This window comes from Streptomyces sp. NPDC086077 (assembly GCF_040686175.1).
In the GTDB taxonomy this organism is placed as follows: Bacteria; Actinomycetota; Actinomycetes; order Streptomycetales; family Streptomycetaceae; genus Streptomyces.
The window spans coordinates 1-24,265 of sequence record NZ_JBFBJT010000041.1; the positions used below are offsets into that span (position 1 = coordinate 1).

Here is a 24,265-nt window from a genome sequence, read left to right on the forward strand (position 1 = left end):
ATCGGGGCGGGCCCGGGCCCTGGGCCCGGGCGTTGAGCGCGCGTTGATCGAACGTTTTTCGCGCCCCGGCAGGCTCTGCGTCATGCACTTCGAGACCAGCACCCCCGCGGACACCGCCTGGCAGGCCGAGGCCCTGTGCGCACAGACGGGGTCGGACTTCTTCTTTCCCGAGCCGGGCAGCTCGGTGCGTGAGGCGAAGCGCATCTGCGGCCTGTGCGAGATGCGCACCGCCTGCCTCGACTACGCCCTGGCGAACGACGAGCGCTTCGGCGTCTGGGGCGGCCTGTCCGAGAAGGAACGCCTCCAGCTACGCCGCACCGCCTGTAGACCGGCCTGACCTGATCCGTTCCCCAGGACGCGCAAGGGTCCTGGGGAGCAGAGGCCGACTCGCCGCCTTCTCAGAGGTGGACACGCCGGTTCGCACCGGTCGGGCGCGCCGGTCGCGGTCACGGCCGTCGTCCACCGCAAACCGCGCCGTTGCCACATCTGCAAGTCGCTCCATCGACAGGTCGATTCCGACCTCGGTGGGCGCGGGGCACCGCTCACCGGTGGCCGGATGAAGATCGGCTTCCAGCTCGCCCCGAGGATCGGGAGCCGTCGACCTCCACGATCCACGCCAAGCACCGGGCCTGTGCGAGGAGTCGCTCCGCGGCAGCCGTCCGCGGCGTGCACCGGACGGCGCGGCTCGCCCAGTGAGGCCCAGGCAGGCGGGGCGGCGGTCCAGCGCCGGGCCCCGCCCCCCCTTCGGCCGGGTCGGTCAGACCGCCCCGCGTGCCGCCATCCGCGCCTTGCGCGCCGCCAGCTTCTCGTCGAACTTCAGCGCCTCCGCGTCCAGCCCGTTCATGAAGAGCCCGAGCTCCTCCTGGGCCTTGAGGCCCTCGGGGCCGAGCCCGTCCATCTCCAGGATCTTCAGGAAGCGCAGCACCGGCTGGAGCACGTCGTCGTGGTGGATGCGCATGTTGTAGACCTCGCCGATGGCCATCTGCGCGGCGGCCCGCTCGAAGCCGGGGATGCCGTGGCCCGGCATGCGGAAGTCGACGACGACGTCCCGCACCGCCTGCATGGTCAGGTCGGGCGCCAGCTCGAAGGCCGCCTTCAGCAGGTTCCGGTAGAAGACCATGTGCAGGTTCTCGTCGGTGGCGATCCGCGCCAGCATCCGGTCGCAGACTGGGTCACCCGACTGGTGGCCGGTGTTGCGGTGCGAGATGCGGGTCGCGAGCTCCTGGAAGGCGACGTAGGCGACCGAGTGCAGCATCGAGTGCCGGTTGTCCGACTCGAAGCCCTCGCTCATGTGCGACATCCGGAACTGCTCCAGCTTGTCCGGGTCCACCGCACGCGAGGTCAGCAGGTAGTCGCGCATCACGATGCCGTGCCGGCCCTCCTCGGCGGTCCACCGGTGCACCCAGGTGCCCCAGGCGCCGTCGCGGCCGAAGAGGGAGGCGATCTCGTGGTGGTAGCTGGGGAGATTGTCCTCGGTCAGCAGATTGACGACCAGCGCGATCCGGCCGATCTCGGTGACCTTGGACTGGTCCTTCTCCCAGGCCTCGCCGTCCTCGAAGAGTCCGGGGAAGTTACGGCCGTCGGACCAAGGCACGTACTCGTGCGGCATCCAGTCCTTGGCGACCTTCAGGTGGCGGTTGAGCTCCTTCTCGACCACTTCCTCCAGGGCGTACAGCAGCCGGGCGTCGGTCCAGACGGAGGGGCTGCCGAGGTGCGGAGAGGTGATCGTCACGGGTACTCCAGGGGGACGTGGGACAAAGAGAGTCGGACCGGCGAGCGGCGCCGGAACCTACGGGATCGTAGGCTACGAATCCGTAGGTTACGAAGACGTAGGTTAAGTGCGCCGTAAAGACCGCTGTTCAGGAGCTCTAGGCATACAGCTCACGGAGCCGTACCGAGAGGCATGTCACAGACCCCTCGAGCTTCTCGAACTCGCTGATGTCCACGAGCACCGGGGTGTAGCCGAGGTCCGTGAACAGCTCCGCGGTCTTCGGGGCACTGGCGGCCATGAGCAGCTTGTCGCCACCGAGCAGTACCACATGGGAGCCGGAGGCCTCCGGCACATGCAGGAAACGCCCGAACAGCGACGGCGTGTCCATCAGCGGGATGTGCCCGATCACGGTCCCGTCGGGCAGCGCCGTGACCGCCGACTTCAGGTGCAGCACCTTGCTGACGGGCACGGCGACCACGCGCGCCCCCAGCGGCTCGAAGGCCGCCCGCAGCTGCCGCAGGCCGGCGGCGTTGGTGCGCCCGCCCCGGCCGACGTAGATCGTGTCGCCGATCTTCAGCACGTCACCGCCGTCCAGGGTGCCCGGCTCCCAGATCCAGTTCACCGAGCAGCCCAGACGGGCGACGACCTCCTCGACGCCCCCGGTCTCGTCCCGCCGGGACTCGGCCCCGGAGCGCGCGATCAGGGCGACGTTCTTGTACATGACCACCGTGTCCTCGACGAACACCGCGTCCGGGCAGTCGTCGGCCGGATCCACCTCGAGCGTCTCCCAGCCGTGGGTGTCCAGCGCCTCCGCGTACGCCTCCCACTGCCGGCCCGCCAGCTCGGCATCGGCCTTCTCCCGCTGAATGTGTGTCACCAGGCCTTCGACGAGGCGCGGGCCGGGGCGACGGATGAGGGCCTTCTTGCTGGGCACGTTCGGTCTCCGTATCGGATGGGGCGTTCTCGCTGTCCGGTTACCCGGGTCCGGCCGAAACCTGTCGGGGCGGGCCGACCTCATGCGCCGACATCATGCAGGGACATTGTGGGAGAGGACAGCCCCCTGAGCCCGCACCTGCGCCGCCACCCTCCGCAGGTGTTCCCCCGTGAAGGACCCCTCGAAGTTCAGCAGGTCGCCCGGCGTCCCCTCGAAGACCACCTGTCCGCCGTCCCGGCCACCACCGGGGCCCAGGTCGATCACCCAGTCGGCGTGCGCCACCACGTCCAGGTCGTGCTCCACGACGATCACCGTGTTCCCGGCGTCCACCAGCCCGTCCAGGAGCCGCAGCAGCCCGTCGACGTCCGACATGTGCAGCCCGGTCGTCGGCTCGTCGAGGACGTACACCGTGCCGGTGCGGTGCAGCCGTGTCGCCAGCTTGATCCGCTGCCGCTCACCGCCCGAGAGCGTGGACAGCGGCTGCCCCAGGGTCAGGTAGGTGAGCCCGACCTCCTTGAGGGCGCGCAGCCGGCGTCGTACCCCCGCCTCCGAGAAGAACGCCAGCGCCTGGTCGGCCGTCATCTCCAGCACGTCGGCGACGGACGTGCCCCCGACCGTCAGCCTCAGCACCTCCTCCCGGAACCGCCGACCCTCGCAGTCGGGGCACGTCGTGGTCACCGGGTCCATGAAGGCGAGGTCCGTGAAGAGGATCCCTCGCCCCTCGCACGTCCCGCACGCGCCCGCCGAGTTGAAGCTGAACAGCCCCGGCTCGACGCCCGTCTCCCGGGCGAAGATCCGCCGTACGGTGTCCATCACCCCGAGATACGTCGCCGGGGTCGACCGCGCCGAGATGCCGATGGAGGACTGGTCGACCACCACGGCGTCCGTGTGCGCGGCCGTGAACTGCGCGACCAGCGTGCTCTTGCCGGACCCGGCGACCCCGGTCACCGCGGTCAGCACCCCGGTCGGGAACTCCACCGTCACGTCCCGCAGGTTGTGCCGGCCGGCGCCCTTCACCCACAGCCCACCGGTCGCCCGGCGGGCGGGTGACTTGACCGCCGTACGGCGTCCCAGACAGCGCCCGGTCAGGGTGCCGGCGGCCGCCAGCTCGTCCGGCGTCCCCTCGAACACCACACGCCCGCCGTCGGCGCCCGCTCCCGGCCCCATGTCGACGACATGGTCGGCCAGCGCGATGACGTCGGGGTCGTGCTCGACGACCAGCACGGTGTTGCCCTTGTCCCGCAGCCGCAGCAGCAGATCGCCCAGCCGGCCGACGTCGCGCGGGTGCAGCCCGACGCTGGGCTCGTCGAAGATGTACGTCATCCCGGTCAGGCTGGAGCCCAGGTGACGCACGGTCTTCAGCCGCTGCCCCTCACCGCCGGAGAGCGTCGACGTCTCACGGCCGAGGCTGAGGTAGCCGAGGCCGATCGCCTCGATGCGTTCCAGCGCGGCGACGGCGGCCCGGGCGATCGGTCCCGCCACCGGGTCGTCGATGTCCTTCAGCACGTCGATGAGGTCGGTGACCTGCATCCGGGCGCAGTCGGCGATCGTGAGGCCGCTGATCCGGGTCGCGAGCGCCGCCGCGTTCAGCCGGGCGCCCTCGCACTGCGGGCAGTTCCCCTCGACGAGGTACTCCCGCACCAGGTCGCGCGTCTTCTGGCTCAGCGCCGACAGGTCCCGCTTCAGGTAGAGCCGCTCGAAACGGTCGGCGAGCCCCTCGTAGTCCGTGGTCCAGGTGCCGCCCGAACCGCTCACGGTGACCTTGCTGCCGGGCCGCCCCCGCATCAGGAACTCCCGCTCGGCCACGGTGAAAGCTCCCACCGGCTTGCCCGGGTCCAGCTCGTCGCTGTTGGTGTACGTCTGCCCCTGCCAGGTCCCGGCCGTGAACGGCGGGAAGCGGACCGCGCCGTCCGCCAGCGACCTGGCCGGATCGAGGATGCGGTCCCAGTCCGGCTGGACGGTGCGGCCAAGACCGTCGCAGCCGGGGCACATGCCCGACGGGTCGTTGAACGAGTACGCCGTTGCCGGGCCGGCGCTCGGCGTGCCGTGCCGCGAGAACAGCACGCGGATCACCGAGTAGACGTCCGTCATGGTGCCGACCGTGGACCGGGAGTGGCCCCCGATCGGCCGCTGGTCGACGACGATCGCGGGCGCGAGGTCCTCCAGCGCGTCCGCGTGCGGCCGCTCGTACCTGGGCAGCCGGTTGCGCACGAACCAGGTGAAGGTCTCGTTCAGCTGGCGCTGCGACTCGACCGCGATCGTGTCGAAGACGACGGAGGACTTTCCCGATCCCGAAACGCCGGTGAACACGGTCAGCCGGCCTTTCGGGATGCGGAGGGTGACGTCCTTCAGGTTGTTCTCACGGGCTCCGGTCAGCGTGATGAACTCGTTCATGCCTCCCAAGCTAGGAGGGATACCCGACAGCTTCTGGCGTGATTTCTCTGAGTTCTCCCTCCAGCAGCAGCCAGCGCGTGATCCCGATCGACTCCAGGAACGGCAGGTCGTGGCTGGCCACGACCAGCGCTCCCTCGTACGCCTCCAGCGCCGTGGTGAGCTGCCGCACGCTCGCCATGTCCAGGTTGTTCGTCGGCTCGTCCAGCATCAGCAGCTGCGGGGCGGGATCCGCCAGCATCAGTGCGGCCAGGGTCGCGCGAAAGCGCTCCCCGCCGGACAGCGTGGCCGCCTGCTGGTCGGCCCGGGCGCCCCGGAACAGGAAGCGGGCCAGCCGCGCCCGGATCCGGTTGTTGGTGGCGCCCGGCGCGAACCGGGCCACGTTCTCGGCGACCGTCAGCCCGCCGTCGAGGACGTCCAGCCGCTGCGGCAGGAAGCGCAGCGGTACATGCGCCGTCGCCTCCCCGGACACCGGCGCCAGCTCCCCGGCCACGGTGCGCAGCAGCGTCGTCTTGCCCGCGCCGTTGCGCCCGACCAGCGCGATCCGCTCGGGACCGTACAGATCGAAGCCGCCCTCGACCCGGGCGCCGTACGCGAGCTCCAGGTCCCGCAGGGTGAGCACGCTCCGGCCCTGCGGCACCGCGGTGTACGGCAGGTCGACGCGGATCTCGTCGTCGTCCCGTACGGCGTCCACGGCCTCGTCGAGCCGTTCTCTGGCCTCGGCGAGCTTCTCCTCGTGCAGGATGCGGTGCTTGCCCGCCGACTCCTGTGCCGCGCGCTTGCGCGCCCCCATGACGATCTTCGGCTCGCGCTTCTGCTCGAACATCTTCTGGCCGTACCGCTTACGGCGGGCCAGCTTGACCTGAGCGTCGGCCAGTTCGCGCTTCTGCTTGCGGAAGTCGGCCTCGGCGACCCGCGCCATCCGCTCGGCCGCCTCCTGCTCGGTCTCGAGCGCCACCTCGTACGCCGAGAAGTTCCCGCCGTACCAGGTGATCTCCCCGGAGCGCAGATCGGCGATCTGGTCGACCAGTTCGAGCAGCTCACGGTCGTGGCTGACCACCACCATGACGCCGGACCAGGCCGCGACGGCCGCGTACAGCCGCCTGCGCGCGTAAACGTCGAGGTTGTTGGTGGGCTCGTCCAGCAGCAGGATGTCCGGCCGGCGCAGCAGCAGCGCGGCCAGCCGCAGCAGCACGGACTCACCGCCGGAGATCTCGCCGACGGTGCGGTCCAGCTCGACATGGCCGAGCCCGAGTTCGCCCAGGGTGGCCAGGGCGCGCTCCTCGACGTCCCAGTCGTCGCCGACGGTCTCGAAGTGCTCCTCGGCCACGTCGCCGGCCTCGATGGCATGCAGCGCGGCACGCCGGGCGGCGATGCCGAGGGCCTCGTCGACGCGCAGGGCGGTGTCCAGGGTGACGTTCTGCGGGAGGTAGCCCACCTCGCCCGCGACACGTACGGTGCCGTCGGCCGGGGTCAGCTCGCCGGCGACCAGTTTCAGCAGGGTCGACTTCCCCGAGCCGTTGACACCGACGAGCCCGGTCCGGCCGGGGCCGAAGGAGGCGTCGAGGCCGTCGAGGACGGAGGTGCCGTCGGGCCAGGCGAAGGCAAGGGACGTACAGGTGATCGAAGTATGCAAAGGGGCCTCGCGGTTGCTTGAAGCGTTCAGGGGCAACGCGTATCGAGACACCGGAAGACGGCGACCACCGCGTGGGCCGTGGGCCCAGGGGTGGGGGAGCACAAGGAATGCCCTGCTCCGCAAGGACGGCTCGAACGCCGAGGTCGCACGCGGCGTGCACACCTGACAGGTGTGACGCGGTGTCTCAGGACCTCAGATGAGCAACGTCCTTCTCCAATCGGCGGCAACAGGACCGTCTAAAACGTACGAGGGGCGCCGGGGCCTGTCAACGGATTAACGGGTGTCCGCGGCCAGGGCGCACCGGCACATCGGAAGGGGCTGGTCAGCAGGCGTCCCGCATCAGCTCCGCCAGGTCGTGGTCCAGGTCGAGGCGGGCGTGCTCCAGGCCCTCGGGCACCAGTACGCGCGTCGCCTCCAGGAACCGGCGCAGCTCGCCCGAGCGGACGTGCACGACGGCCGTGCCCTCGGGGGCGTGGAACTCCAGCACCGTCCGGTCGTAGCCGTACGGCCGCACCCGCACGTCGCCGCGGCCCTCGGGCTCGTGCATGCCGGCGGCCAGCAGTTCGCGGGAGAAGGTCCAGCAGACCTCCTCGTTCTCCAGCGTGGCCTGGGCCGGGAACGTCATCCGGATCGCGAACGGATCCGTCAGGTCGTAGGTGAGCGTCGCGGGGATGCTCGGCATCCGCGGCGCGGCGGCGACGAGGCGCGCCTCGACTGACTGCTCGATGACGGTGGACATCGCCTTGCTCCCTTGTGACGGCCGGACGGACTTCCGGTGTGAGGCCGGGTACTGGGTGAGACGACGGAATCCACGCATCCGTGCACCCGCGCGTGCAGTGACGTGCGTCACCGTCTTCCGTGTCGGCGGCGGGGCCGCGCCCGGTGTCGGCGGCGGGCCGTGTCGCCCGTCTGGAGAGCCGGCCGTGCCCTGTTTGTCGTATTCACCCACGATGGGGGTACTCGTTGGCCCGACGCGAGAGGAAGTGAGCGGACATGCCAAGCGGTTCGAGCCCCAAGCGGGAACGGCAGTACGAGCACATCAAGGAGAGTGCTCAGGACCGGGGCGAGAGCGCGGGGCGCGCCAAGGAGATCGCGGCCCGCACGGTGAACAAGGAACGCGCACGCTCCGGCGAGTCGAAGACGGCAAGCCGTACGTCCACCCAGGACATGTCGTCGGGCAGGCGGGGCGGCCAGCGGTCCGGGAAGGGCTCTCAGGGCCCCACCTACGACCAGCTGTACCAGGAGGCCAAGCGGCGCAACATCCACGGCCGTTCGGACATGAACAAGCAGCAGCTGCAGCGCGCGCTCGGCAAGTGAACCGGTCCCGGGCGGCCCGGCGGGCGGGCCGCCCGGCCCCGTAACCTCGTCCTCACCATGACGACGACCGTACGCATCCCCGTAGACTGGCCCACCACCGAGGAACAGGCCCACGCCGTCCAGGACGAGTTGCGCCGCAGGGTGGTGCTCGACGAGCCGGGGCCGCCGCCCGGCACGGGTCGTGTCACCGGTGTAGACGTCGCCTACGACGACGAGCGGGCCGTGGTGGCGGCGGCGGCCGTGGTGCTGGACGCGGCCACGCTCGACGTCGTCGCCGAGGCCACGGCCGTCGGGCGGATCTCCTTCCCGTACGTGCCCGGCCTGCTCGCCTTCCGCGAGATCCCCACCGTCCTGGCCGCCCTCGACGCCCTGCCCGTCCCGCCCGGCCTGGTGGTCTGCGACGGCTACGGCCTCGCCCACCCGCGCCGCTTCGGGCTCGCCAGCCACCTCGGGGTCCTCACGGGACTGCCGACGATCGGCGTCGCCAAGAACCCGTTCACCTTCACCCACGCCGACTTGGCACCCGCGCGCGGGTCGTCGGCCCCGCTGCTCGCGGGCGACGAGGAGGTCGGCCGCGCCCTGCGCACCCAGCAGGGCATCAAGCCGGTGTACGTGTCCGTCGGGCACCGCGTCCTTCTGGACACGGCCTGCGCCCATGTACTGCGCCTCAGCCCGCGCTACCGCCTGCCCGAGACCACCCGCCTCGCCGACTCCCTGTGCCGCCGCGCCCTTCGCGAGGCGACGGCAGGCGCGGCGGACGCGTAGGTGAGTACGCGGCCACGCGGGACAAGGCCCGTCTGAGTACCCGTACGGATGCCGGTGCACCGTCATGATCGGCAGGCTGAGCCGCATGACGACACACCGCGCCCCCGAGCCCGTCACCCACCCGAGCCGCCCCGTGACGGCGGCCCTGGCCCTCGCCGTGCTGGCCGGACTGGCCTGGCTCGGCGCGATGATCTACACCCTGGCCGAGTGGACGACGTAGGCGCGCGTCCCGCCTGCGACCAGGGTCGCGGTGCGTTGCCATCCGGGCCCGGGAGCAGCGGTCCGTCGCCGGAGTCACCGGCTCGCCGGCGTCGGGACTACCTGCTCGCTGCCAGGCGGAACGTGATGCCTGCCGTGCGTAGGCGGTCCAGGAGCGCGTCGCCCATCGCCACCGCCGTGGTGACCTGGCCGGCGGTCGCGGGCAGGGTGTCGAAGGCCAGGGACAGGGCGCCCTCGGCGAACATCTTCGCCGTCTCGCCGTACCCGGGGTCGCCGCCCGCGACCTCGGTGAACACCTTCCGTCCACCGCCCTCGCCCACGAAGCGCACGGAGAACCAGCTCTTCGCCCGCTTCTCCGCGCTCGGCCCCTGCCCGGGTTTGAGCCGGTCGGACAACCAGCGCCGGGCGGGCGGGAGTTGGGCGGCGGTCGCGAGCGCGCCCACCGCCGCGACCCCACCCACCGCGACCGGCAGCCGCCGTACGGCGGCGTAGTGCCGGTAGCGGAAGTCGGGGCCGTACCGTGCCAGCGCCTTCGCCGAGCGGCGCACGATCTGCGGGTCGATGGTCGGCAGCGGCAGCGCCCACGCGCGCACCTCGGGGACGAACCGCGGCGCCCCGGACGGTGTCGTCGCCCGCCGCCCCACCAGCCGCGGCTCGTGCCGGCGCCGTTCCCGCGCGGCGGCCGCCATCTGCCGGGGCCGCGCGAACTGGTTCAGCGCGGAGGCGAACGTCCCGCCCGAGAAGGCGGCGTCGGCCGTGACGAACCCGTCCACCGTCAGCGGAACACCCTCGGGAAGCTGCTGGACGGTGTAGTACACGCCCAGGTCGTGCGGCACCGAGTCGAACCCGGCCGCGTGCACCAGCCGGGCGCCGGTCTCCCGCGCCCGGGTGTCGTGCCGCACGTACGTCAGATCGACGAACTCGGGCTCACCCGACAGGTCCAGATAGTCGGTCCCGTTGTCCGCGCAGGCGGCCACGAGTTCCTCGCCGTACGTCACATAGGGGCCCACCGTCGTGGCCACCACGCGCGCCTGCTCGGCGAGGCGGCGCAGCGACGCAGGGTCGGTCACGTCGGCCCGCAGCACCCCGATCTCCGCGCCGCCCGGCGACTGCTCCCGCAGCCCCTCCCGCAGTCGCGCCAGCCGCAGTTCGCTCCGGCCGGCGACGGCCCAGCGCAGGTCCTTCGGCGCGTGCTCGGCGAGGTACTCGGCCGTCAGTGTGCCCACGAAGCCCGTGGCTCCGAAGAGCACGATGTCGTACGGCCGATCAGCCCTGGACGGCTTGCTCATGACACCCCTCGCTTCCGCAGCCCGCGCCGCTGTCGGTGGCTGAGGCTAGCGTGAGCACTGCGGAGCCCGACGACGAGCCCGGAGGTGGACGGTGACCGTGCCCAGGAACGCCCTGAAGAAGTGGGAAAAAGTGCGCGAGTTCGCGCTCGGGCTGCCCGGCGCGGTCGAGGAGTTCCCCTGGGGCGAGTCGGTCGCCAAGGTCGACACGAAGGTGTTCGTGTTCCTCGGCATGGGCGACGGCAGCCACCCCCCGGGCGTCACCGTCAAGCTCAGGGACGACACCAGCCACGCCCACGCCCTGACGGCCCCGGGCGCCGAGCCCGCCGGCTACGGCCTGGGCAGGTCCGGCTGGGTGAGGATCCCGGTCCGGTCGGAGGGCGCCCCGATGGCGGAGCTCCTCTGCGACTGGGTCGAGGAGAGCTACCGCGTCATCGCCCCCAAGCGCCTGATAGCGGAGATGGACGCACGCTGACGCCGCACCGGCGTGGTGGTGCGGCCGACCACCTGGCACCCTGGATGTCTAAGCGCTTGCTCGTCCAGGCCTTGTGCCCACTGGAACACGTTCTTACCATCACCGGTGTTACATCAGTTGTGTCACAGCGACAGGGGCTGAAGACCATGGCGAAGACGCCACCGCACGGCCCGCTCACCGGCGTACGCGTGGTCGAGCTGGCCGGAATCGGCCCCGGCCCCTTCGCCGCCATGCTCCTCGCCGACCTCGGCGCCGACGTCGTCCGCGTGGACCGCCCCGGCGGCGGCGGCCTCGCGATCGACCCCCGGTACGACATCACCAACCGCAACAAACGCTCGGTGATCGTCGACCTGAAGTCCCCGGACGGCCCCGCCCGCGTCCTGGACCTCGCCGCCCGCGCCGACGTCCTGATCGAGGGCAACCGCCCCGGCGTCGCCGAGCGCCTCGGTGTCGGCCCCGAGGCCTGCCACGCCCGCAACCCGGCGCTGGTCTACGGCCGGATGACCGGCTGGGGCCAGGACGGCCCGCTCGCCCGGCGCGCCGGCCACGACATCGCCTACATCGCGCCGACCGGCACCCTCGGCATGATCGGCCGCCCCGGCGAGCCCCCCGCCGTCCCGGCCAACCTGGTCGGCGACTACGCGGGCGGCTCCCTCTACCTGGTCGTCGGCGTCCTCGCCGCTCTGCACCACGCCCGTGCCACGGGCACCGGCCAGGTCGTCGACGCCGCCATCGTCGACGGCACCGCCCACCTCGCCGCGATGATCCACGGCATGCTCGCCGCCGGCGGCTGGCAGGACCGGCGCGGCGCCAACCTCCTCGACGGCGGCTGCCCGTTCTACGGCACCTACGAGACGGCCGACGGCCAGTACATGGCGGTGGGCGCGCTGGAGCAGCAGTTCTACGACGAGTTCGTCAGGCTGCTGGACATCGCCGACCAGGCCCCGGCCCGCAAGGACATCACCCGCTGGGGCGAACTGCGCGAGGCCGTCGCCGCCCGCTTCAAGACCCGTACGAGGGACGAGTGGACCGCCCTCTTCGAGGGCAGCGACGCCTGCGTGGCGCCCGTGCTGTCGCTGCGCGAGGCCCCGCACCACCCGCACCTCGCCGCCCGCGGCACCTTCACCGACCACGGCGGCATCACCCAGCCCGCCCCCGCGCCCCGCTTCTCCGCCACCCCGACCGCCGTCCGCAGCGGCCCGGCGCAGCCCGGCGCCGGCACCGCGGACGTGGCCCGCGACTGGGACGTACCGAGCCTGACGCACGACGGGCCCCTGACGTCCCCGGCCCCTGCGAAAGCCCCTCACCGAAAGGCCCCCCAGTGACCACCGAAGCGTATGTGTACGACGCGATCCGCACCCCGCGCGGACGTGGCAAGGCGAACGGCGCCCTGCACGGCACCAAGCCCATCGACCTGGTCGTCGGGCTCATCCACGAACTCCGCGACCGCTTCCCGGACCTCGATCCCGCCGCCGTCGACGACATCGTGCTCGGCGTGGTCGGGCCCGTGGGCGACCAGGGCTCCGACATCGCCCGGATCGCCGCCGTCGCCGCCGGGCTGCCGGACACGGTGGCGGGCGTGCAGGAGAACCGCTTCTGTGCGTCCGGCCTGGAGGCCGTCAACATGGCCGCGATGAAAGTCCGTTCGGGCTGGGAGGACCTCGTCCTCGCGGGCGGCGTCGAGTCGATGTCCCGGGTGCCGATGGCCTCGGACGGCGGCGCCTGGTTCAACGACCCGATGACCAACCTCGCGGTCGACTTCGTCCCGCAGGGCATCGGCGCCGACCTGATCGCCACCATCGAGGGCTTCTCCCGCCGTGACGTCGACGAGTACGCGGCCCTGTCGCAGGAGCGCGCGGCGACCGCCTGGAAGGAGGGCCGCTTCGCGCGCTCGGTCGTGCCGGTGAAGGACCGCGCCGGCCTCGTCGTCCTCGACCACGACGAGCACCCGCGTCCCGGCACCACCGCCGACTCGCTCGCCAAGCTGAAGCCGTCGTTCGCGGACATCGGCGACCTCGGCGGCTTCGACGCCGTGGCGCTGCAGAAGTACCACTGGGTCGAGAAGATCGACCACGTGCACCACGCGGGCAACTCCTCCGGCATCGTGGACGGCGCAGCCCTCGTCGCGATCGGCTCCAAGGAGGTCGGCGAGCGCTTCGGGCTCACCCCCCGCGCGCGGATCGTCTCCGTCGCGGTCTCCGGCTCCGAGCCCACCATCATGCTCACCGGCCCCGCCCCCGCGACCCGCAAGGCGCTCGCCAAGGCCGGGCTCACCATCGAAGACATCGACCTCGTCGAGATCAACGAGGCCTTCGCCGCGGTCGTCCTGCGCTTCGTGAAGGACATGGGCCTGTCCCTGGACAAGGTCAATGTCAACGGCGGCGCCATCGCCCTCGGCCACCCGCTCGGCGCCACCGGCGCGATGATCCTCGGAACCCTCGTCGACGAACTGGAGCGCCAGGACAAGCGGTTCGGCCTCGCCACGCTGTGCGTCGGCGGCGGCATGGGCATCGCCACGATCGTCGAGCGCATCTGACCCGGCCCGTCCCAGATCCCGATACGGAGTAGCAATGACCGAGAGCACCACCATCCGCTGGGAGCAGGACGAGACCGGCGTCGTCACCCTCGTCCTCGACGACCCGGGCCAGTCCGCGAACACCATGAACAAGGCGTTCCGCGACTCCCTCGCCGTGATCACCGACCGGCTGGAGGCCGAGCGGGACTCCATCCGCGGCATCGTCTTCACCTCCGCCAAGAAGACCTTCTTCGCCGGCGGCGACCTGCGCGACCTGATCCGGGTCACCCCGGAGACCGCCCAGGAGCTGTTCGACGGCGGCCTGGCCATCAAGCGCAATCTGCGCCGCATCGAGACGCTCGGCAAGCCGGTCGTCGCCGCGCTGGGCGGCGCGGCCCTGGGCGGCGGCTACGAGATCGCCCTCGCCTGCCACCACCGGGTCGCCCTGGACGCGCCCGGTTCGAAGATCGGCTGCCCCGAGGTCACCCTCGGCCTGCTGCCCGGAGGCGGCGGCGTGGTCCGCACCGTACGCCTGCTGGGCATCGCCGACGCCCTGCTCAAGGTGCTGCTCCAGGGCACCCAGTACAGCCCCCGCCGCGCCCTGGAGAACGGCCTGGTCGACGACGTGGCCGAGACCCCCGAGGAGATGCTCGCCAAGGCCCGCGCATTCATCGACGCCCACCCCGAGTCGCAGCAGCCCTGGGACAGGCCCGGCTATCGCATCCCCGGCGGCACACCCGCCAACCCGAAGTTCGCGGCCAACCTGCCCGCCTTCCCGGCCAACCTGCGCAAGCAGACGAACGGCGCCCCCTACCCGGCACCCCGCAACATCCTCGCCGCCGCCGTCGAGGGCTCCCAGGTCGACTTCGAGACCGCCCAGGTCATCGAGGCCCGCTACTTCGTGGAGCTGGCCGCCGGGCAGACCTCGAAGAACATGATCCAGGCGTTCTTCTTCGACCTCCAGGCCGTCAACTCCGGCGCCAACCGCCCCCAGGGAGTCGAGCGCCGCCAGGTCAGCCGGGTGGCCGTCCTGGGCGCCGGGATGATGGGCGCCGGCATCGCCTACTCGTGCGCCCGCGCCGGCATCGACGTCGTGCTGAAGGACGTCTCCCTGGAGGCCGCCCTCAAGGGCAAGGAGTACTCCGAGAAGCTGTGCGCCAAGGCCGTCGCCAAGGGCCGTACGACGCGGGAGAAGGCCGACGCGCTGCTCGCCCGCATCACCCCCACCGCGGAGGCCCAGGACCTCGCCGGCTGCGACGCGGTGATCGAGGCCGTCTTCGAGGACACCGCGCTCAAGCACAAGGTGTTCCAGGAGATCGAGCAGGTCGTCGCGCCGGACGCGCTGCTGTGCTCCAACACCTCCACGCTCCCCATCACCGCCCTCGCCGAGGGCGTGCAGCGCCAGGGCGACTTCATCGGGCTGCACTTCTTCTCGCCGGTCGACAGGATGCCGCTCGTCGAGATCATCAAGGGCGAGCGGACCGGCGACGAGGCCCTGGCGCGCGCCTTCGACCTGGTCCGGCAGATCAGCAAGACGCCGATCGTCGTGCACGACTCGCGCGGCTTCTTCACCTCCCGCGTCATCGGCCACTTCATCAACGAGGGCGTGGCGATGGTCGGCGAGGGCATCGAGCCCGCGTCCGTCGAGCAGGCGGCGGCCCAGGCGGGCTACCCGGCCAAGGTGCTCTCCCTGATGGACGAGCTGACGCTCACCCTCCCGCGCAAGATCCGCAGCGAGACGAAGCGCGCCGTCGAGGAGGCGGGCGGCACCTGGACCCCGCACCCGGCGGAGGCCGTCATCGACCGCATGGTCGACGAGTTCGGCCGCACCGGCCGCAGCGGTGGCGCCGGCTTCTACGAGTACGGCGAGGACGGCAGGCGCGCCGGCCTGTGGCCGGGCCTTCGGGAGCACTTCACCCGCGCGGGCACCGAGATCCCCTTCCGGGACATGCAGGAGCGGATGCTCTTCTCCGAGGCGCTCGACACGGTCCGGCTGCTGGAGGAGGGCGTGCTGACGTCGGTCGCCGACGCCAACATCGGCTCGATCTTCGGCATCGGCTTCCCCGGCTGGACCGGCGGGGTCCTGCAGTACGTCAACGGCTACGACGGCGGCCTGCCCGGCTTCGTGGCACGCGCGCGGGAGCTCGCCGAGCGCTACGGCGACCGCTTCCTGCCGCCGGCGCTGCTGGTGGAGAAGGCGGAGAAGGGGGAGCGGTTCAGCGACTCAGCCCGTTCCTGACTCCGCGAGCCACTCGCCCAGCTCCTCCTTCAGCGACCGCTGGAAGGTGGTCAGGAGCGCCTGCACCACCAAGGGGTGCATGTGGGCCGACAGGGACTTCACGTCCCGCGGCCCGCGCTCCGACACCTCACCGCGGAAGAGCTGGGCGAGCTCGTGCGCCGCGGCGCGTGAGTGTTCGATGAGGACCTTGCGCGCCGCCAGGATCGCCTCCTGCGAGACCGGCACGTCCAGCAGCCGGACGCCGAGCCGCAGCAGCCCGAGGTCGACGGCGTAGGCGCCGTCGCCGGGCCGGACCACGTCCATCGCGGTCAGCCGCTCGGTGTCGGCGTCGGTCAGGTGCCGCCCCGCCCGCCGCTCCAGCTCCGCGCGCGTCATCGTCTCCACCGTGTCCGGCGCCCAGGAGGCCACCACCGCCCGGTGGATCGCCAGGTCGTGCGCGCTGAGATCAGGCGGCAGCTGTCGCAGATAGCGCTCGATGGCAGCCAGCGTCATGCCCTGGCGCTGCAGCTCCTCGATGAGCTCCAGCCGGGCCAGGTGCTCCCGCCCGTAGTGCCCCACGCGCCGCGGGCCGATCTCAGGCGGCGGCAGCAGGCCCTTGGTGCCGTAGAAGCGCACGGTGCGCACCGTGACGCCCGCCCGCGCGGCCAGCTCGTCGATCGTGAGGGTCGGCTCCTCGGCGTCGGTCGTCATGCGCAGCAGTATCGCTGTCTCACCAGTGCTGTGAAACCTCGTGCGCACCCCGACGGCACCCTGTGATGAACCGAAGATGATCGTGGGATGGACATGGGGTGACTGTGTGAGAAACAAGCCCCCGGTCACGGAGACCACCACGATCGTCCTCCTGCTGGCCTGCCTCGCCATGATGGGGAACGACCCCCAGGTCGGCCACAGGACACTGCTGCTCATCCCGCTGATCGCGATCATGATCGTCGGCGGCTGGTACGCCCTGCGCCGCCGCACCTCGCGCGACTCGGACCAGGAGCTGTCCCGCCTGACGAAGTAGCCCGCGGCCCCGCAACCACTGTCAGTGGCACCGCCTACGGTGGCGTCATGTCGGAGATCAAGTATGTCCGGGGTGACGCCACCGGCCTCTGTCCGCCACGTCGGGGGCGCGCCGTGAAGGGGCGCGGGGAACTGCGCGGCCGGCCCCGAACGACCCGCAGCGACTCACCGTCCGTGGCGCCCACGGCGAGAGACCGGTTCGCCGTGACGGTCCACGACCACGGGGAGGGCGGGAGTTGAGCGCCGGCGCCGATGTTCTCGTGCTGGGTGGGGCAGGGGTCGACACCATCGTGTACGTGCCGGAGCTGCCCCTGCCGTACGCCGACAGCTACATGATCGACTCCGGGATCCGCACCCGCGCCGGCCAGACCGGGGACTTCGTCGCCCTCGGCCTCGGCGCGCTGGGCCTGCGCACCCATCACCTCGACCTGCTCGGCGACGACCCCGAGGGGCGACCTGGTCCGCGCCCTGCACCGGGACAAGGGCATCGCCCTCACCGCCGTCCCGCAACCGGCCGGCACCAAGCGCGCGGTCAACCTCGTCGGCCCCGACGGCAGACGCCTCTCCCTGTACGACACGAGCCGCGCGCATGCCGACGACCGGCTGCCCGAGGCGACGGTCCGGGTACTGGCGGAGTCGAGCCGTCATGTCCACGTCGCCATCACCCACCCCTGCGCGCACGCCCTGCCCGTGCTCCGCGACACCGGCGTGCCCCTCTCCACCGACCTGCACGACTGGGACGGCGAGAACGCCTACCACGAGCCCTTCGCCCTCGCCGCGGACATCGTCTTCGTCTCCGCCGCCGCGCTCACCGACCCCGAGCGCACCCTGCGCCGCATCGCCGAGCGCGGCCGTGCCCAGATCGTCGTCGCCACGGCAGGCGCCCAAGGCGCGTACGTCCTCGCCGACGGCGACCTGACCCGCGTCCCGGCGGTGCCGCCGCCCGCCCCGGTGGTGGACTCCAACGGCGCGGGGGACGCCTTCGCCGCGGCCTTCCTCTTCGGCCACCTGGGCGGCGAACCGCCCCACCGATGCGCCCTGTTCGGCGCGATCGCCGGCGCCCACGCGTGCACGGTGCCGTCGACCGAGGCGGACGCGATCGGGCGGGACGAACTCCTCGAACGCGCGGCCGAGATGAGCGGATGACGAGTGGCCGAAGCGGCCCGGGGCGGCGTCCGCCCACCCCGGGCCCACTCCGCTGCCCACGACTGCACGTACGCGCCCTTACCCGCCGTGCTCATGGTCGTGCACACCATTGGTCGCCGCGATCTTCTTCCACGACTTCGGCTGCTCCGGTGCCCCCTTCGCCCCCAGCGCCCGGGCGGAGATCGAGGCGTCCCGCGCCGCCGGCGTCCCCGGCTTCGACGGCTGGAACAGCCAGGTGTCGAACAGCCCGCCCAGCCGTTTCCCGGAAACCCCCTCGGCGTACCTGCGGAAGTCGGCCACCGAGGCGTTGCCATGGGCGTACTTCCGCGGCCAGCCCTTGAGGACGGCGAAGAAGTCCTCGTCGCCGATCTCGTTGCGCAGCGCCTGCAGGGCCAGCGCACCCCGGTCGTAGACGGCCAGGTGGAACTGGTTCTCCGGCCCGGGGTCACCGGGGCGTACCGTCCAGAACGGATCGTCCGCCGGGTGCGACGCGTACACGTAGTCCGCGATCTCCTGCGCCGTCCCCTCGCCCTCGTTCTCGGACCACAGCCACTGGGAGTAGCGGGCGAAGCCCTCGTTGACCCAGATGTCCTTCCAGTGGGACACCGACACCAGGTCGCCGTACCACTGGTGGGCCAGCTCGTGCACGACCACGGACGTGTTCGACCCGTTCGTGAACTGCCGCGGGCTGTAGAACGGCCGGGTCTGCGTCTCCAGCGCGTAGCCGGTGTCGGTGTCCGGGACGTAGCCGCCGAGCGCGTTGTACGGATACGCCCCGAAGTAGTCGGTGAGCCAGTCCGCGATCTCACCGGTCCGCCCGACACTGGCCCGCGCCGCGCCGTCGAGGTCGCCCAGATCCTTGGAGTAGGCGTTGACGACGGGGACGCCGCTGTCCGACGTCCCGGTCGTGATGTCGAACCTGCCGACCGCGAGCGTGGCGAGGTAGGTGGCCTGCGGCTTGTTGGACCGCCAGCTCCAGCGGGTCCACCCGGCCCTCGAAGTCCTCGACTGGAGCGTGCCGTTGGAGATGGCCTGCGTCCCGTCCGGGACCTGCACCGACACGTCGAAGGTGGCCTTGTCCAGCGGGTGGTCGTTGCTCGGGAACCACCACCACGCCGACTCGGGTTCACCGGCCGCGACCCCGCCGTCCGCCGTCCGCAGCCAGCTGGTGAAGCCGTAGGCCTGCTTCGACGACGGCACCCCGCTGTAGCGCACCACCACGGTGACGGACGTCCCCTTGGCCAACGGCCGGCTCGGCGTGATCTCCAGTTCGTGCTGGCCGGAGGTGCTGAACGCCGCCTTGGCTCCGTTGACCCGCACTTCGCTCACATCCAGCAGGAAGTCCAGGTCGAACCGGGACAGGTCCTGCGTGGTTCGCGCCAGCAGGGTCGCCGTGCCCTCCAGCCGGTCGTCCGCGGGCTGGTACTTCAGCCGCAGGTCGTAGTGGGAGACGTCGTATCCGCCGTTGCCGTACGCCGGGTAGTAGGGGTCGCCGATGCCCGGGGCGCCGGGGGAGTGGCTCGCGGCCGATGCCGGGATCGCCAGCAACAGGGACGCCGCCGCGAGTGCGCCCGGCGTCGTGATTCTGCGGTGCACTGAATCTCCAAGTCGTAGGGCGAAAGGGCTGTTCGGAGCCTGTTGTGCTCAGACGTACCTGGCTTGTCCCACGACAACTGCTGTCACAAGATCGCCATTAGCCTTCATACACCCGGACACCCCGACGTCGGTTTTTCGCCACTCGCATCCACTGCGGCGCGTCGTCAGCCGCCCCCTTCTGCACAGCAGTTGACGGCGGTACCGTCCGGCGCATGCCGACACGTACGCGCTTCACGACCTGGAGACCGCTCGCGACGGCGGCCACCGCCGCCCTGACGGCCACTCTGCTCACCCCCGCCGCCGCACAGGGCGCGCCGGGGGGAACGCCACGGGAGAGCCGCCCCGTCTACGCGTACGACACCGCCGTTCGCGAGGCGGTCTGGGTGGACACCCGCCTCGACGGCGACGGCGACGGCCGGTCCGACCGCGTCGCCGTCGACATCGTGCGCCCGCGCGAACCCGCCCAGCAGGGCCGCAAGGTGCCGGTCGTCATGGAGGCCAGCCCGTACTACTCGTGCTGCGGCCGGGGCAACGAGAGCCAGCGCAAGACGTACGACGCGGACGGCGATGTCGTCCAGATGCCGCTGTACTACGACAACTACTTCGTGCCGCGCGGCTACGCGTTCGTCGCCGTCGACCTCGCGGGCACCAACCGCTCCGACGGCTGCGTCGACGTCGGCGGCCGGTCCGACGTGCGGTCCGCGAAGGCCGTCGTCGACTGGCTGAACGGGCGCGGCAAGGCCTACACCACCCGCACCGGCACCACCCGGGCCGAGGCCGGCTGGAGCAACGGCAGAACGGGGATGATCGGCAAGAGCTGGGACGGCACCATCGCCAACGGCGTCGCCGCCACCGGCGTCGAGGGCCTGGAGACCATCGTGCCGATCAGCGCGATCTCCTCCTGGTACGACTACTACTTCGCCAAGGGCGCCCCGCTGTACGGCTCAGGCCCCGACTGGCTCTCCGACCACGTCAACAGCCCCGAAGCCCGCGCCCGCTGCGGCGCCGTGCAGCGCAGGCTCGCCGACGGCGCCCCGCGCACCGGCGACTGGACGCCGCTGTGGAGCGAGCGCGACCACGTCAGGGACGCGGACAAGGTGCGGGCGAGCGTCTTCCTGGTCCACGGCATGCAGGACCTCAACGTGCGCATGCAACACGTCGGCCCGTGGTGGGACGCCCTCGCGGAGAACGGCGTGCGGCGCAAGATCTGGCTCTCCCAGACCGGCCACGTCGACCCCTTCGACTTCCGCCGCGCCGCCTGGGTGAAGACCCTGCACCGCTGGTTCGACCACGAACTCCTCGGCTACGACAACGGCATCGACCGCGAGCCCATGGCCGACATCGAACGCCACCCCGACCAGTGGGTGACGTCGAAGTCCTGGCCGCCGCGCGGCACGGAAACCGTACGGCTGAATCCCGCCCAGGGCACCCGGCCCGGAGTCGGCACCCTGGGCCTGCGCCCCGGCGAGGGCACCGAGACCTTCACGGACGACCCGCGGCACGGCGAGACCGACTGGGCCGCGCGGATCGACCTGACCACCCCGGACAAGGCCGGCTTCGTCACCCGCCCCCTCGGCCGCGACCTGCGCCTCGCCGGCTCGTCCGAGGTCACCGTGACGGCGACCCCCACGACCCCCACGGCGCACCTCTCGGCCGTCCTGGTGGACCTCGGCCCCGCCACGATCCGCGACTACGCCGACGCCGCCGAGGGCGTCACCACCCTCCCCGAGCGCACCTGCTGGGGCCCCTCCACCACCGGCGACAGCTCCTGTTACAAGGAGACCCGGGCCAAGAAGACCGACGTCGGCTACACGATCGTCAGCCGCGGCTGGGCCGACCTGGGCAACCACGCATCGGACCGCACCGGCCGCCCGCTCACCCCGGGCAAGCGGTACACCCTCACCCTCGACCTGGCCGCGACCGACCACGTCGTCCCGGCCGGACACCGGCTGGGGCTGATCGTCGCGGGCACCGACAAGGACCTCATCGACCGGCCGGCCGACACCCCGGCCCTGACCCTGGACCTGTCCCGCACCTCCGCACGCGTCACGGTCGTCGGAGGAACGGCCGCCTACGTCCGCGCCACCGCCGGCGCGCACACGGACGCCGCCCTCCCGGCCACCGAACTGGGCGGCGTACGCGATCCACGCACCGCCCAGCGCCTGCCGGACGCAAGGCGGTGACACCGGCGCGGCGTGTCCCGGCACGGGCCGATGAAACAGGCCTATTTTCCGCCACATGGGTAGGGGCGAGACGGAGGGATCACCTGTGACCTCCGTGGCTCTGACGAAAGGTGCCGCCCGTGACGAATGACCGACCGACCGACCACCACCGCCCGGCAGGGGACTCGCTGCCGGGTTCGGAGGCGGGTCTTCCCGGGCAGGGACCGCCCAGGACCGACCGGATCGTGTTCGGGGTCACCGCCGTGCTCACGCTGGCCTTCGTGATCTGGGGCGCGACCGCGACGGACTCCCTGGAGAGCGTCTCCAGCAGCATGCTCAGCGGGCTGATGCACAACGGCGGCTGGGCGTTCATGCTGACCGCCTCGGGGTTCGTGGTCTTCGCCCTCTGGCTCGCGGCCAGCCGCTACGGCCGGATCCACCTCGGCGCCGAGGGCGAGGAGCCGGAGTTCCGCACGGTGTCCTGGGTCGCGATGATGTTCAGCGCCGGCATGGGCATCGGCCTGATGTTCTACGGCGTGAGCGAGCCGCTCGCGCACTACACCACGCCACCGCCGGGCACGGACCCGGCCGACTCCGGCGAGCGCATGGAGACGGCCATGGCCACCACCCTGTTCCACTGGACGCTCCATCCATGGGCGATCTACGCCGTGGTCGGTCTCGCCATCGCCTACAGCACCTTCCGCAGGCGCCGCCGTCAGACCATAAGCGCCGTCTTCACGCCGCTCATCGGCCGTAAGCACGCCAACGGCACCGCCGGCCGGGTCATCGACGTCCTCGCGATCGTCGCGACCGTCTTCGGCTCCGCGGCCTCGCTCGGGCTCGGCGCGCTGCAGATCGGCTCCGGCGTGCGGGAGCTGGACTGGATGGACGACGTGAGCACCGGGCTGCTGGTCGCGATCATCGCGGTGCTCACCCTGGCGTTCGTCGCCTCCGCGGTCTCCGGTGTGGAGAAGGGCATCCAGTGGCTGTCCAACACCAACATGGTGCTGGCGCTGGTACTCGCCCTGTTCGTGTTCGTCGCGGGCCCCACGGTCATCGTCCTCGACCTGCTGCCGACCTCGGTCTTCGCCTACCTCGGTGATCTCCCGCAGCTCGCGGGCCGTACCGAGGCCAGCGGCGGCGAGGGCGTCGCGGACTGGCTGGGCAGCTGGACCGTCTTCTACTGGGCCTGGTGGATCTCCTGGACGCCGTTCGTCGGCATGTTCATCGCCCGCATCAGCCGGGGCCGTACGATCCGGCAGTTCGTCGGCGGTGTCATCCTCGTGCCCAGCTCGGTCAGCCTGGTCTGGTTCGCCGTCTTCGGGGGCTCGGCGATGAAGATGCAGGAGCAGGGGCGGCTCGGCGAGGAGTCCACCCCCGAGGGTCAGCTCTTCGCGCTCCTGCAGGAGTTCCCCATCCCCACCGTCACCAGCCTGCTGGTGATGATCCTCGTCGGCATCTTCTTCGTCTCCGGCGCCGACGCGGCCTCGATCGTCATGGGCAGCCTCTCCCAGAAGGGCGCCCTCGAACCTGCCCGCCTGGTCGTGGTGTTCTGGGGTGTGCTCACCGGTGCGGTGGCCGCCATCATGCTCCTGGTCGGCAGCGGCCAGGGCGACGCGCTGACCGGTCTGCAGAACCTGACGATCCTCGCGGCGGCCCCGTTCGTCGTCGTGATGATCTTCATGTGTGTCGCGCTCATGCGCGACCTGCGCCGCGACCCCGTGATCGTCCGTAACGCCATGGGCTCGGAGGCGGTCGAACTGGCCGTCATCGAGGGCCACAAGAAGTACGACGGCGAGTTCGAGCTCCGCATCGGCCCGGGCCGCGGCCCCGACGTGGAGGGCGACCCGATCGGCAAGCACTGACGCCTGTCCGGTCCCCGTGTCAGGAGGAGGCGGTCAGCCGTACCGCCTCCTCCGCGCATCCCCACGCCACGGTCACTCCCGCACCCCCGTGACCGTAGTTGTGCACCAGCACCCGCCCGTCCGGCAGCGGTTCGCGCTCCAGCCGCACGGTGTCCCGTACCGGCCGCAGCCCCACCCGGTGCTCCAGGACCCGCGCCCCGGCGATCTTCGGCCGCAGCGCCGCGCACCGCCGTACGATCGCCTCGGCCACCGCCGGATCCGGCGCCCGCGACCAGACGTCCTCCTCCGAGGTGCCGCCCAGCACCAGCCGCCCCGCATGCGGGAAGACGTACGCGATCTCACCGGCGGCGTCCTTGGAGACGACCCAGGTGCGGATCCCGGGGTTCTCCACCACGACCAGCTGACCGCGCACCGGGCGTACGGAGGCGTCCGGCACCAGCTCCCGCGCGCCCAGCCCCGTGCAGTTCACCACCACCGGCGCGTCCACCTCCGTGAGCGCTGACACCGTGCGCTGCTCCACGACCCCGCCCGCGGCCGTCAACCGGTCCCGCAGATAAGGCAGATGGGTCGCCATGTCGACCAGCGGCAGCCGCGCCCACAGCCCCACCGGACCGGGGTACTCCTCGGGCGTCGCCGCCCGCAGCCCCTTGAGCCGGCCCGCCGCCCAGGCGTCCGTCCTGTCCGGATCCGTCTCGCCCATCACCCCTTCGACCAGGCGTACGCCGGTGACCTCGGGGCGCTCGGCCAGTTGCTCGTAGACATCCAGGGAGCGCAGCGCCCAGCCGCGCGCCGCCTCGGGCGGCTCGATCCGGTACGGCCACCACAGCGCGCCCGCGACCGCCGAGGTGGTCCGCTCGGCCGGGTCCCGCGTCCACACCCGCACCCGCAGGCCCCGCTCGGCCAGCGCCACTGCCGTCGTGAGCCCGATGACACCGCCGCCGACGACGATCACCTCGTCCTTCGCGTGACTGCTCATGCGGGGACGGTAGCGGAATGTGTCATGCCG

20 protein-coding genes and 1 pseudogene are annotated in these 24,265 nt (G+C 71.7%); 12 read left to right on the forward strand and 9 right to left on the reverse strand.

Features of this window, described 5'->3' with window-relative positions; genetic code table 11:
- The first annotated feature begins 82 nt into the window (after positions 1-82).
- The gene (locus AB0O67_RS14540) at positions 83-337 is read left to right on the forward strand and encodes a WhiB family transcriptional regulator (protein ID WP_365449779.1); all 255 of its coding nucleotides are present in this window, start codon (positions 83-85) and stop codon (positions 335-337) included.
- A gap of 420 nt (positions 338-757) precedes the next feature.
- On the opposite strand, the gene AB0O67_RS14545 is transcribed toward AB0O67_RS14540, so the two are convergent.
- From AB0O67_RS14545 to AB0O67_RS14565, 5 genes are all read right to left on the reverse strand, one after another.
- Positions 758-1,732 carry an acyl-ACP desaturase gene (locus tag AB0O67_RS14545; RefSeq protein ID WP_365449781.1) on the reverse strand — a complete coding sequence of 325 codons (975 nt, stop codon included), beginning with the start codon at positions 1,730-1,732 and terminating at the stop codon, positions 758-760.
- A 136-nt stretch (positions 1,733-1,868) separates the two neighbouring features.
- Positions 1,869-2,645 (reverse strand): dimethylargininase, encoded by a 777-nt coding sequence (ddaH, locus tag AB0O67_RS14550; RefSeq protein ID WP_365449782.1) that lies wholly within the window; start codon positions 2,643-2,645, stop codon positions 1,869-1,871.
- A gap of 93 nt (positions 2,646-2,738) precedes the next feature.
- Entirely contained in the window at positions 2,739-5,039 is a 2,301-nt protein-coding gene (locus AB0O67_RS14555; protein WP_365449785.1) for an excinuclease ABC subunit UvrA, read from the reverse strand.
- Positions 5,040-5,049: 10 nt separating this feature from the next.
- On the reverse strand, positions 5,050-6,672 hold the full coding sequence (locus tag AB0O67_RS14560; protein ID WP_365449787.1) for an ABC-F family ATP-binding cassette domain-containing protein: 1,623 nt from the start codon (positions 6,670-6,672) through the stop codon (positions 5,050-5,052).
- Positions 6,673-6,994: 322 nt separating this feature from the next.
- Complete coding sequence (locus AB0O67_RS14565) at positions 6,995-7,411, reverse strand: SsgA family sporulation/cell division regulator (protein WP_365449789.1); 417 nt, start codon at positions 7,409-7,411, stop codon at positions 6,995-6,997.
- Between the two features lie 254 nt (positions 7,412-7,665).
- On the opposite strand from AB0O67_RS14565, the gene AB0O67_RS14570 reads away from it, so the two are divergent.
- The 3 genes from AB0O67_RS14570 (at position 7,666) to AB0O67_RS14580 (ending at position 8,974) form a co-directional block, all read left to right on the forward strand.
- Positions 7,666-7,989, forward strand: a complete 324-nt coding sequence (locus AB0O67_RS14570) for a plasmid stabilization protein (RefSeq protein WP_365449791.1) — start codon at positions 7,666-7,668, stop codon at positions 7,987-7,989.
- A gap of 57 nt (positions 7,990-8,046) precedes the next feature.
- On the forward strand, positions 8,047-8,754 hold the full coding sequence (locus AB0O67_RS14575) for an endonuclease V (protein ID WP_365449793.1): 708 nt from the start codon (positions 8,047-8,049) through the stop codon (positions 8,752-8,754).
- 85 nt (positions 8,755-8,839) lie between these two features.
- A complete protein-coding gene (locus AB0O67_RS14580; RefSeq protein ID WP_365449874.1) occupies positions 8,840-8,974 on the forward strand; it encodes a hypothetical protein in 135 nt (44 codons plus the stop codon).
- Positions 8,975-9,071: 97 nt separating this feature from the next.
- Here AB0O67_RS14580 and AB0O67_RS14585 read toward each other — a convergent pair whose 3' ends face one another.
- On the reverse strand, positions 9,072-10,262 hold the full coding sequence (locus AB0O67_RS14585) for a saccharopine dehydrogenase NADP-binding domain-containing protein (protein ID WP_365449795.1): 1,191 nt from the start codon (positions 10,260-10,262) through the stop codon (positions 9,072-9,074).
- Between the two features lie 91 nt (positions 10,263-10,353).
- On the opposite strand from AB0O67_RS14585, the gene AB0O67_RS14590 reads away from it, so the two are divergent.
- The 4 genes from AB0O67_RS14590 to AB0O67_RS14605 all read left to right on the forward strand — a co-directional run bounded on the left by AB0O67_RS14590 (position 10,354) and on the right by AB0O67_RS14605 (position 15,488).
- Complete coding sequence (locus AB0O67_RS14590) at positions 10,354-10,734, forward strand: MmcQ/YjbR family DNA-binding protein (RefSeq protein ID WP_365449797.1); 381 nt, start codon at positions 10,354-10,356, stop codon at positions 10,732-10,734.
- 146 nt (positions 10,735-10,880) lie between these two features.
- Positions 10,881-12,059: a CaiB/BaiF CoA-transferase family protein gene (locus AB0O67_RS14595; protein ID WP_365449799.1), complete on the forward strand. Its 1,179-nt coding sequence runs from the start codon at positions 10,881-10,883 to the stop codon at positions 12,057-12,059.
- Positions 12,056-13,270 (forward strand): acetyl-CoA C-acetyltransferase, encoded by a 1,215-nt coding sequence (locus AB0O67_RS14600; RefSeq protein ID WP_365449801.1) that lies wholly within the window; start codon positions 12,056-12,058, stop codon positions 13,268-13,270. Before AB0O67_RS14595 ends, AB0O67_RS14600 begins: the two co-directional genes overlap by 4 nt.
- A gap of 34 nt (positions 13,271-13,304) precedes the next feature.
- Entirely contained in the window at positions 13,305-15,488 is a 2,184-nt protein-coding gene (locus AB0O67_RS14605; protein WP_365449803.1) for a 3-hydroxyacyl-CoA dehydrogenase NAD-binding domain-containing protein, read from the forward strand.
- Here AB0O67_RS14605 and AB0O67_RS14610 read toward each other — a convergent pair.
- Positions 15,474-16,178, reverse strand: a complete 705-nt coding sequence (locus AB0O67_RS14610) for a MerR family transcriptional regulator (RefSeq protein ID WP_365449805.1) — start codon at positions 16,176-16,178, stop codon at positions 15,474-15,476. The genes AB0O67_RS14605 and AB0O67_RS14610 overlap by 15 nt on opposite strands.
- A gap of 106 nt (positions 16,179-16,284) precedes the next feature.
- Between AB0O67_RS14610 and AB0O67_RS14615 the strand changes: the two genes are divergently transcribed.
- Positions 16,285-16,491, forward strand: coding sequence for a hypothetical protein (locus AB0O67_RS14615; protein WP_365449807.1), 207 nt, complete (start codon positions 16,285-16,287; stop codon positions 16,489-16,491).
- Between the two features lie 235 nt (positions 16,492-16,726).
- Positions 16,727-17,636 (forward strand): annotated as a pseudogene (locus tag AB0O67_RS14620) (PfkB family carbohydrate kinase).
- A 78-nt stretch (positions 17,637-17,714) separates the two neighbouring features.
- Here AB0O67_RS14620 and AB0O67_RS14625 read toward each other — a convergent pair.
- The gene (locus AB0O67_RS14625) at positions 17,715-19,232 is read right to left on the reverse strand and encodes a M1 family metallopeptidase (protein ID WP_365449809.1); all 1,518 of its coding nucleotides are present in this window, start codon (positions 19,230-19,232) and stop codon (positions 17,715-17,717) included.
- Positions 19,233-19,444: 212 nt separating this feature from the next.
- On the opposite strand from AB0O67_RS14625, the gene AB0O67_RS14630 reads away from it, so the two are divergent.
- Both AB0O67_RS14630 and AB0O67_RS14635 read left to right on the forward strand, forming a co-directional pair.
- A complete protein-coding gene (locus tag AB0O67_RS14630; RefSeq protein ID WP_365449811.1) occupies positions 19,445-21,415 on the forward strand; it encodes a Xaa-Pro dipeptidyl-peptidase in 1,971 nt (656 codons plus the stop codon).
- A 119-nt stretch (positions 21,416-21,534) separates the two neighbouring features.
- Positions 21,535-23,259 (forward strand): BCCT family transporter, encoded by a 1,725-nt coding sequence (locus tag AB0O67_RS14635; RefSeq protein ID WP_365449813.1) that lies wholly within the window; start codon positions 21,535-21,537, stop codon positions 23,257-23,259.
- A gap of 19 nt (positions 23,260-23,278) precedes the next feature.
- Here the strand turns inward: AB0O67_RS14635 and AB0O67_RS14640 are convergent, their stop codons facing one another.
- Positions 23,279-24,235: an FAD-dependent oxidoreductase gene (locus AB0O67_RS14640; RefSeq protein ID WP_365449815.1), complete on the reverse strand. Its 957-nt coding sequence runs from the start codon at positions 24,233-24,235 to the stop codon at positions 23,279-23,281.
- Positions 24,236-24,265 lie beyond the last annotated feature (30 nt).

Bases quoted from the DNA above. Each gene is read 5' to 3' on its own strand.
- AB0O67_RS14540 (WP_365449779.1), top strand. From the start codon at position 83: ATGCACTTCGAGACCAGCACCCCCGCGGACACCGCCTGGCAGGCCGAG.
- AB0O67_RS14555 (WP_365449785.1), bottom strand. From the start codon at position 5,039: ATGAACGAGTTCATCACGCTGACCGGAGCCCGTGAGAACAACCTGAAG.
- AB0O67_RS14565 (WP_365449789.1), bottom strand. From the start codon at position 7,411: ATGTCCACCGTCATCGAGCAGTCAGTCGAGGCGCGCCTCGTCGCCGCC.
- AB0O67_RS14570 (WP_365449791.1), top strand. From the start codon at position 7,666: ATGCCAAGCGGTTCGAGCCCCAAGCGGGAACGGCAGTACGAGCACATC.
- AB0O67_RS14575 (WP_365449793.1), top strand. From the start codon at position 8,047: ATGACGACGACCGTACGCATCCCCGTAGACTGGCCCACCACCGAGGAA.
- AB0O67_RS14580 (WP_365449874.1), top strand. From the start codon at position 8,840: ATGACGACACACCGCGCCCCCGAGCCCGTCACCCACCCGAGCCGCCCC.
- AB0O67_RS14585 (WP_365449795.1), bottom strand. From the start codon at position 10,262: ATGAGCAAGCCGTCCAGGGCTGATCGGCCGTACGACATCGTGCTCTTC.
- AB0O67_RS14595 (WP_365449799.1), top strand. From the start codon at position 10,881: ATGGCGAAGACGCCACCGCACGGCCCGCTCACCGGCGTACGCGTGGTC.
- AB0O67_RS14605 (WP_365449803.1), top strand. From the start codon at position 13,305: ATGACCGAGAGCACCACCATCCGCTGGGAGCAGGACGAGACCGGCGTC.
- AB0O67_RS14610 (WP_365449805.1), bottom strand. From the start codon at position 16,178: ATGACGACCGACGCCGAGGAGCCGACCCTCACGATCGACGAGCTGGCC.
- AB0O67_RS14630 (WP_365449811.1), top strand. From the start codon at position 19,445: ATGCCGACACGTACGCGCTTCACGACCTGGAGACCGCTCGCGACGGCG.
- AB0O67_RS14640 (WP_365449815.1), bottom strand. From the start codon at position 24,235: ATGAGCAGTCACGCGAAGGACGAGGTGATCGTCGTCGGCGGCGGTGTC.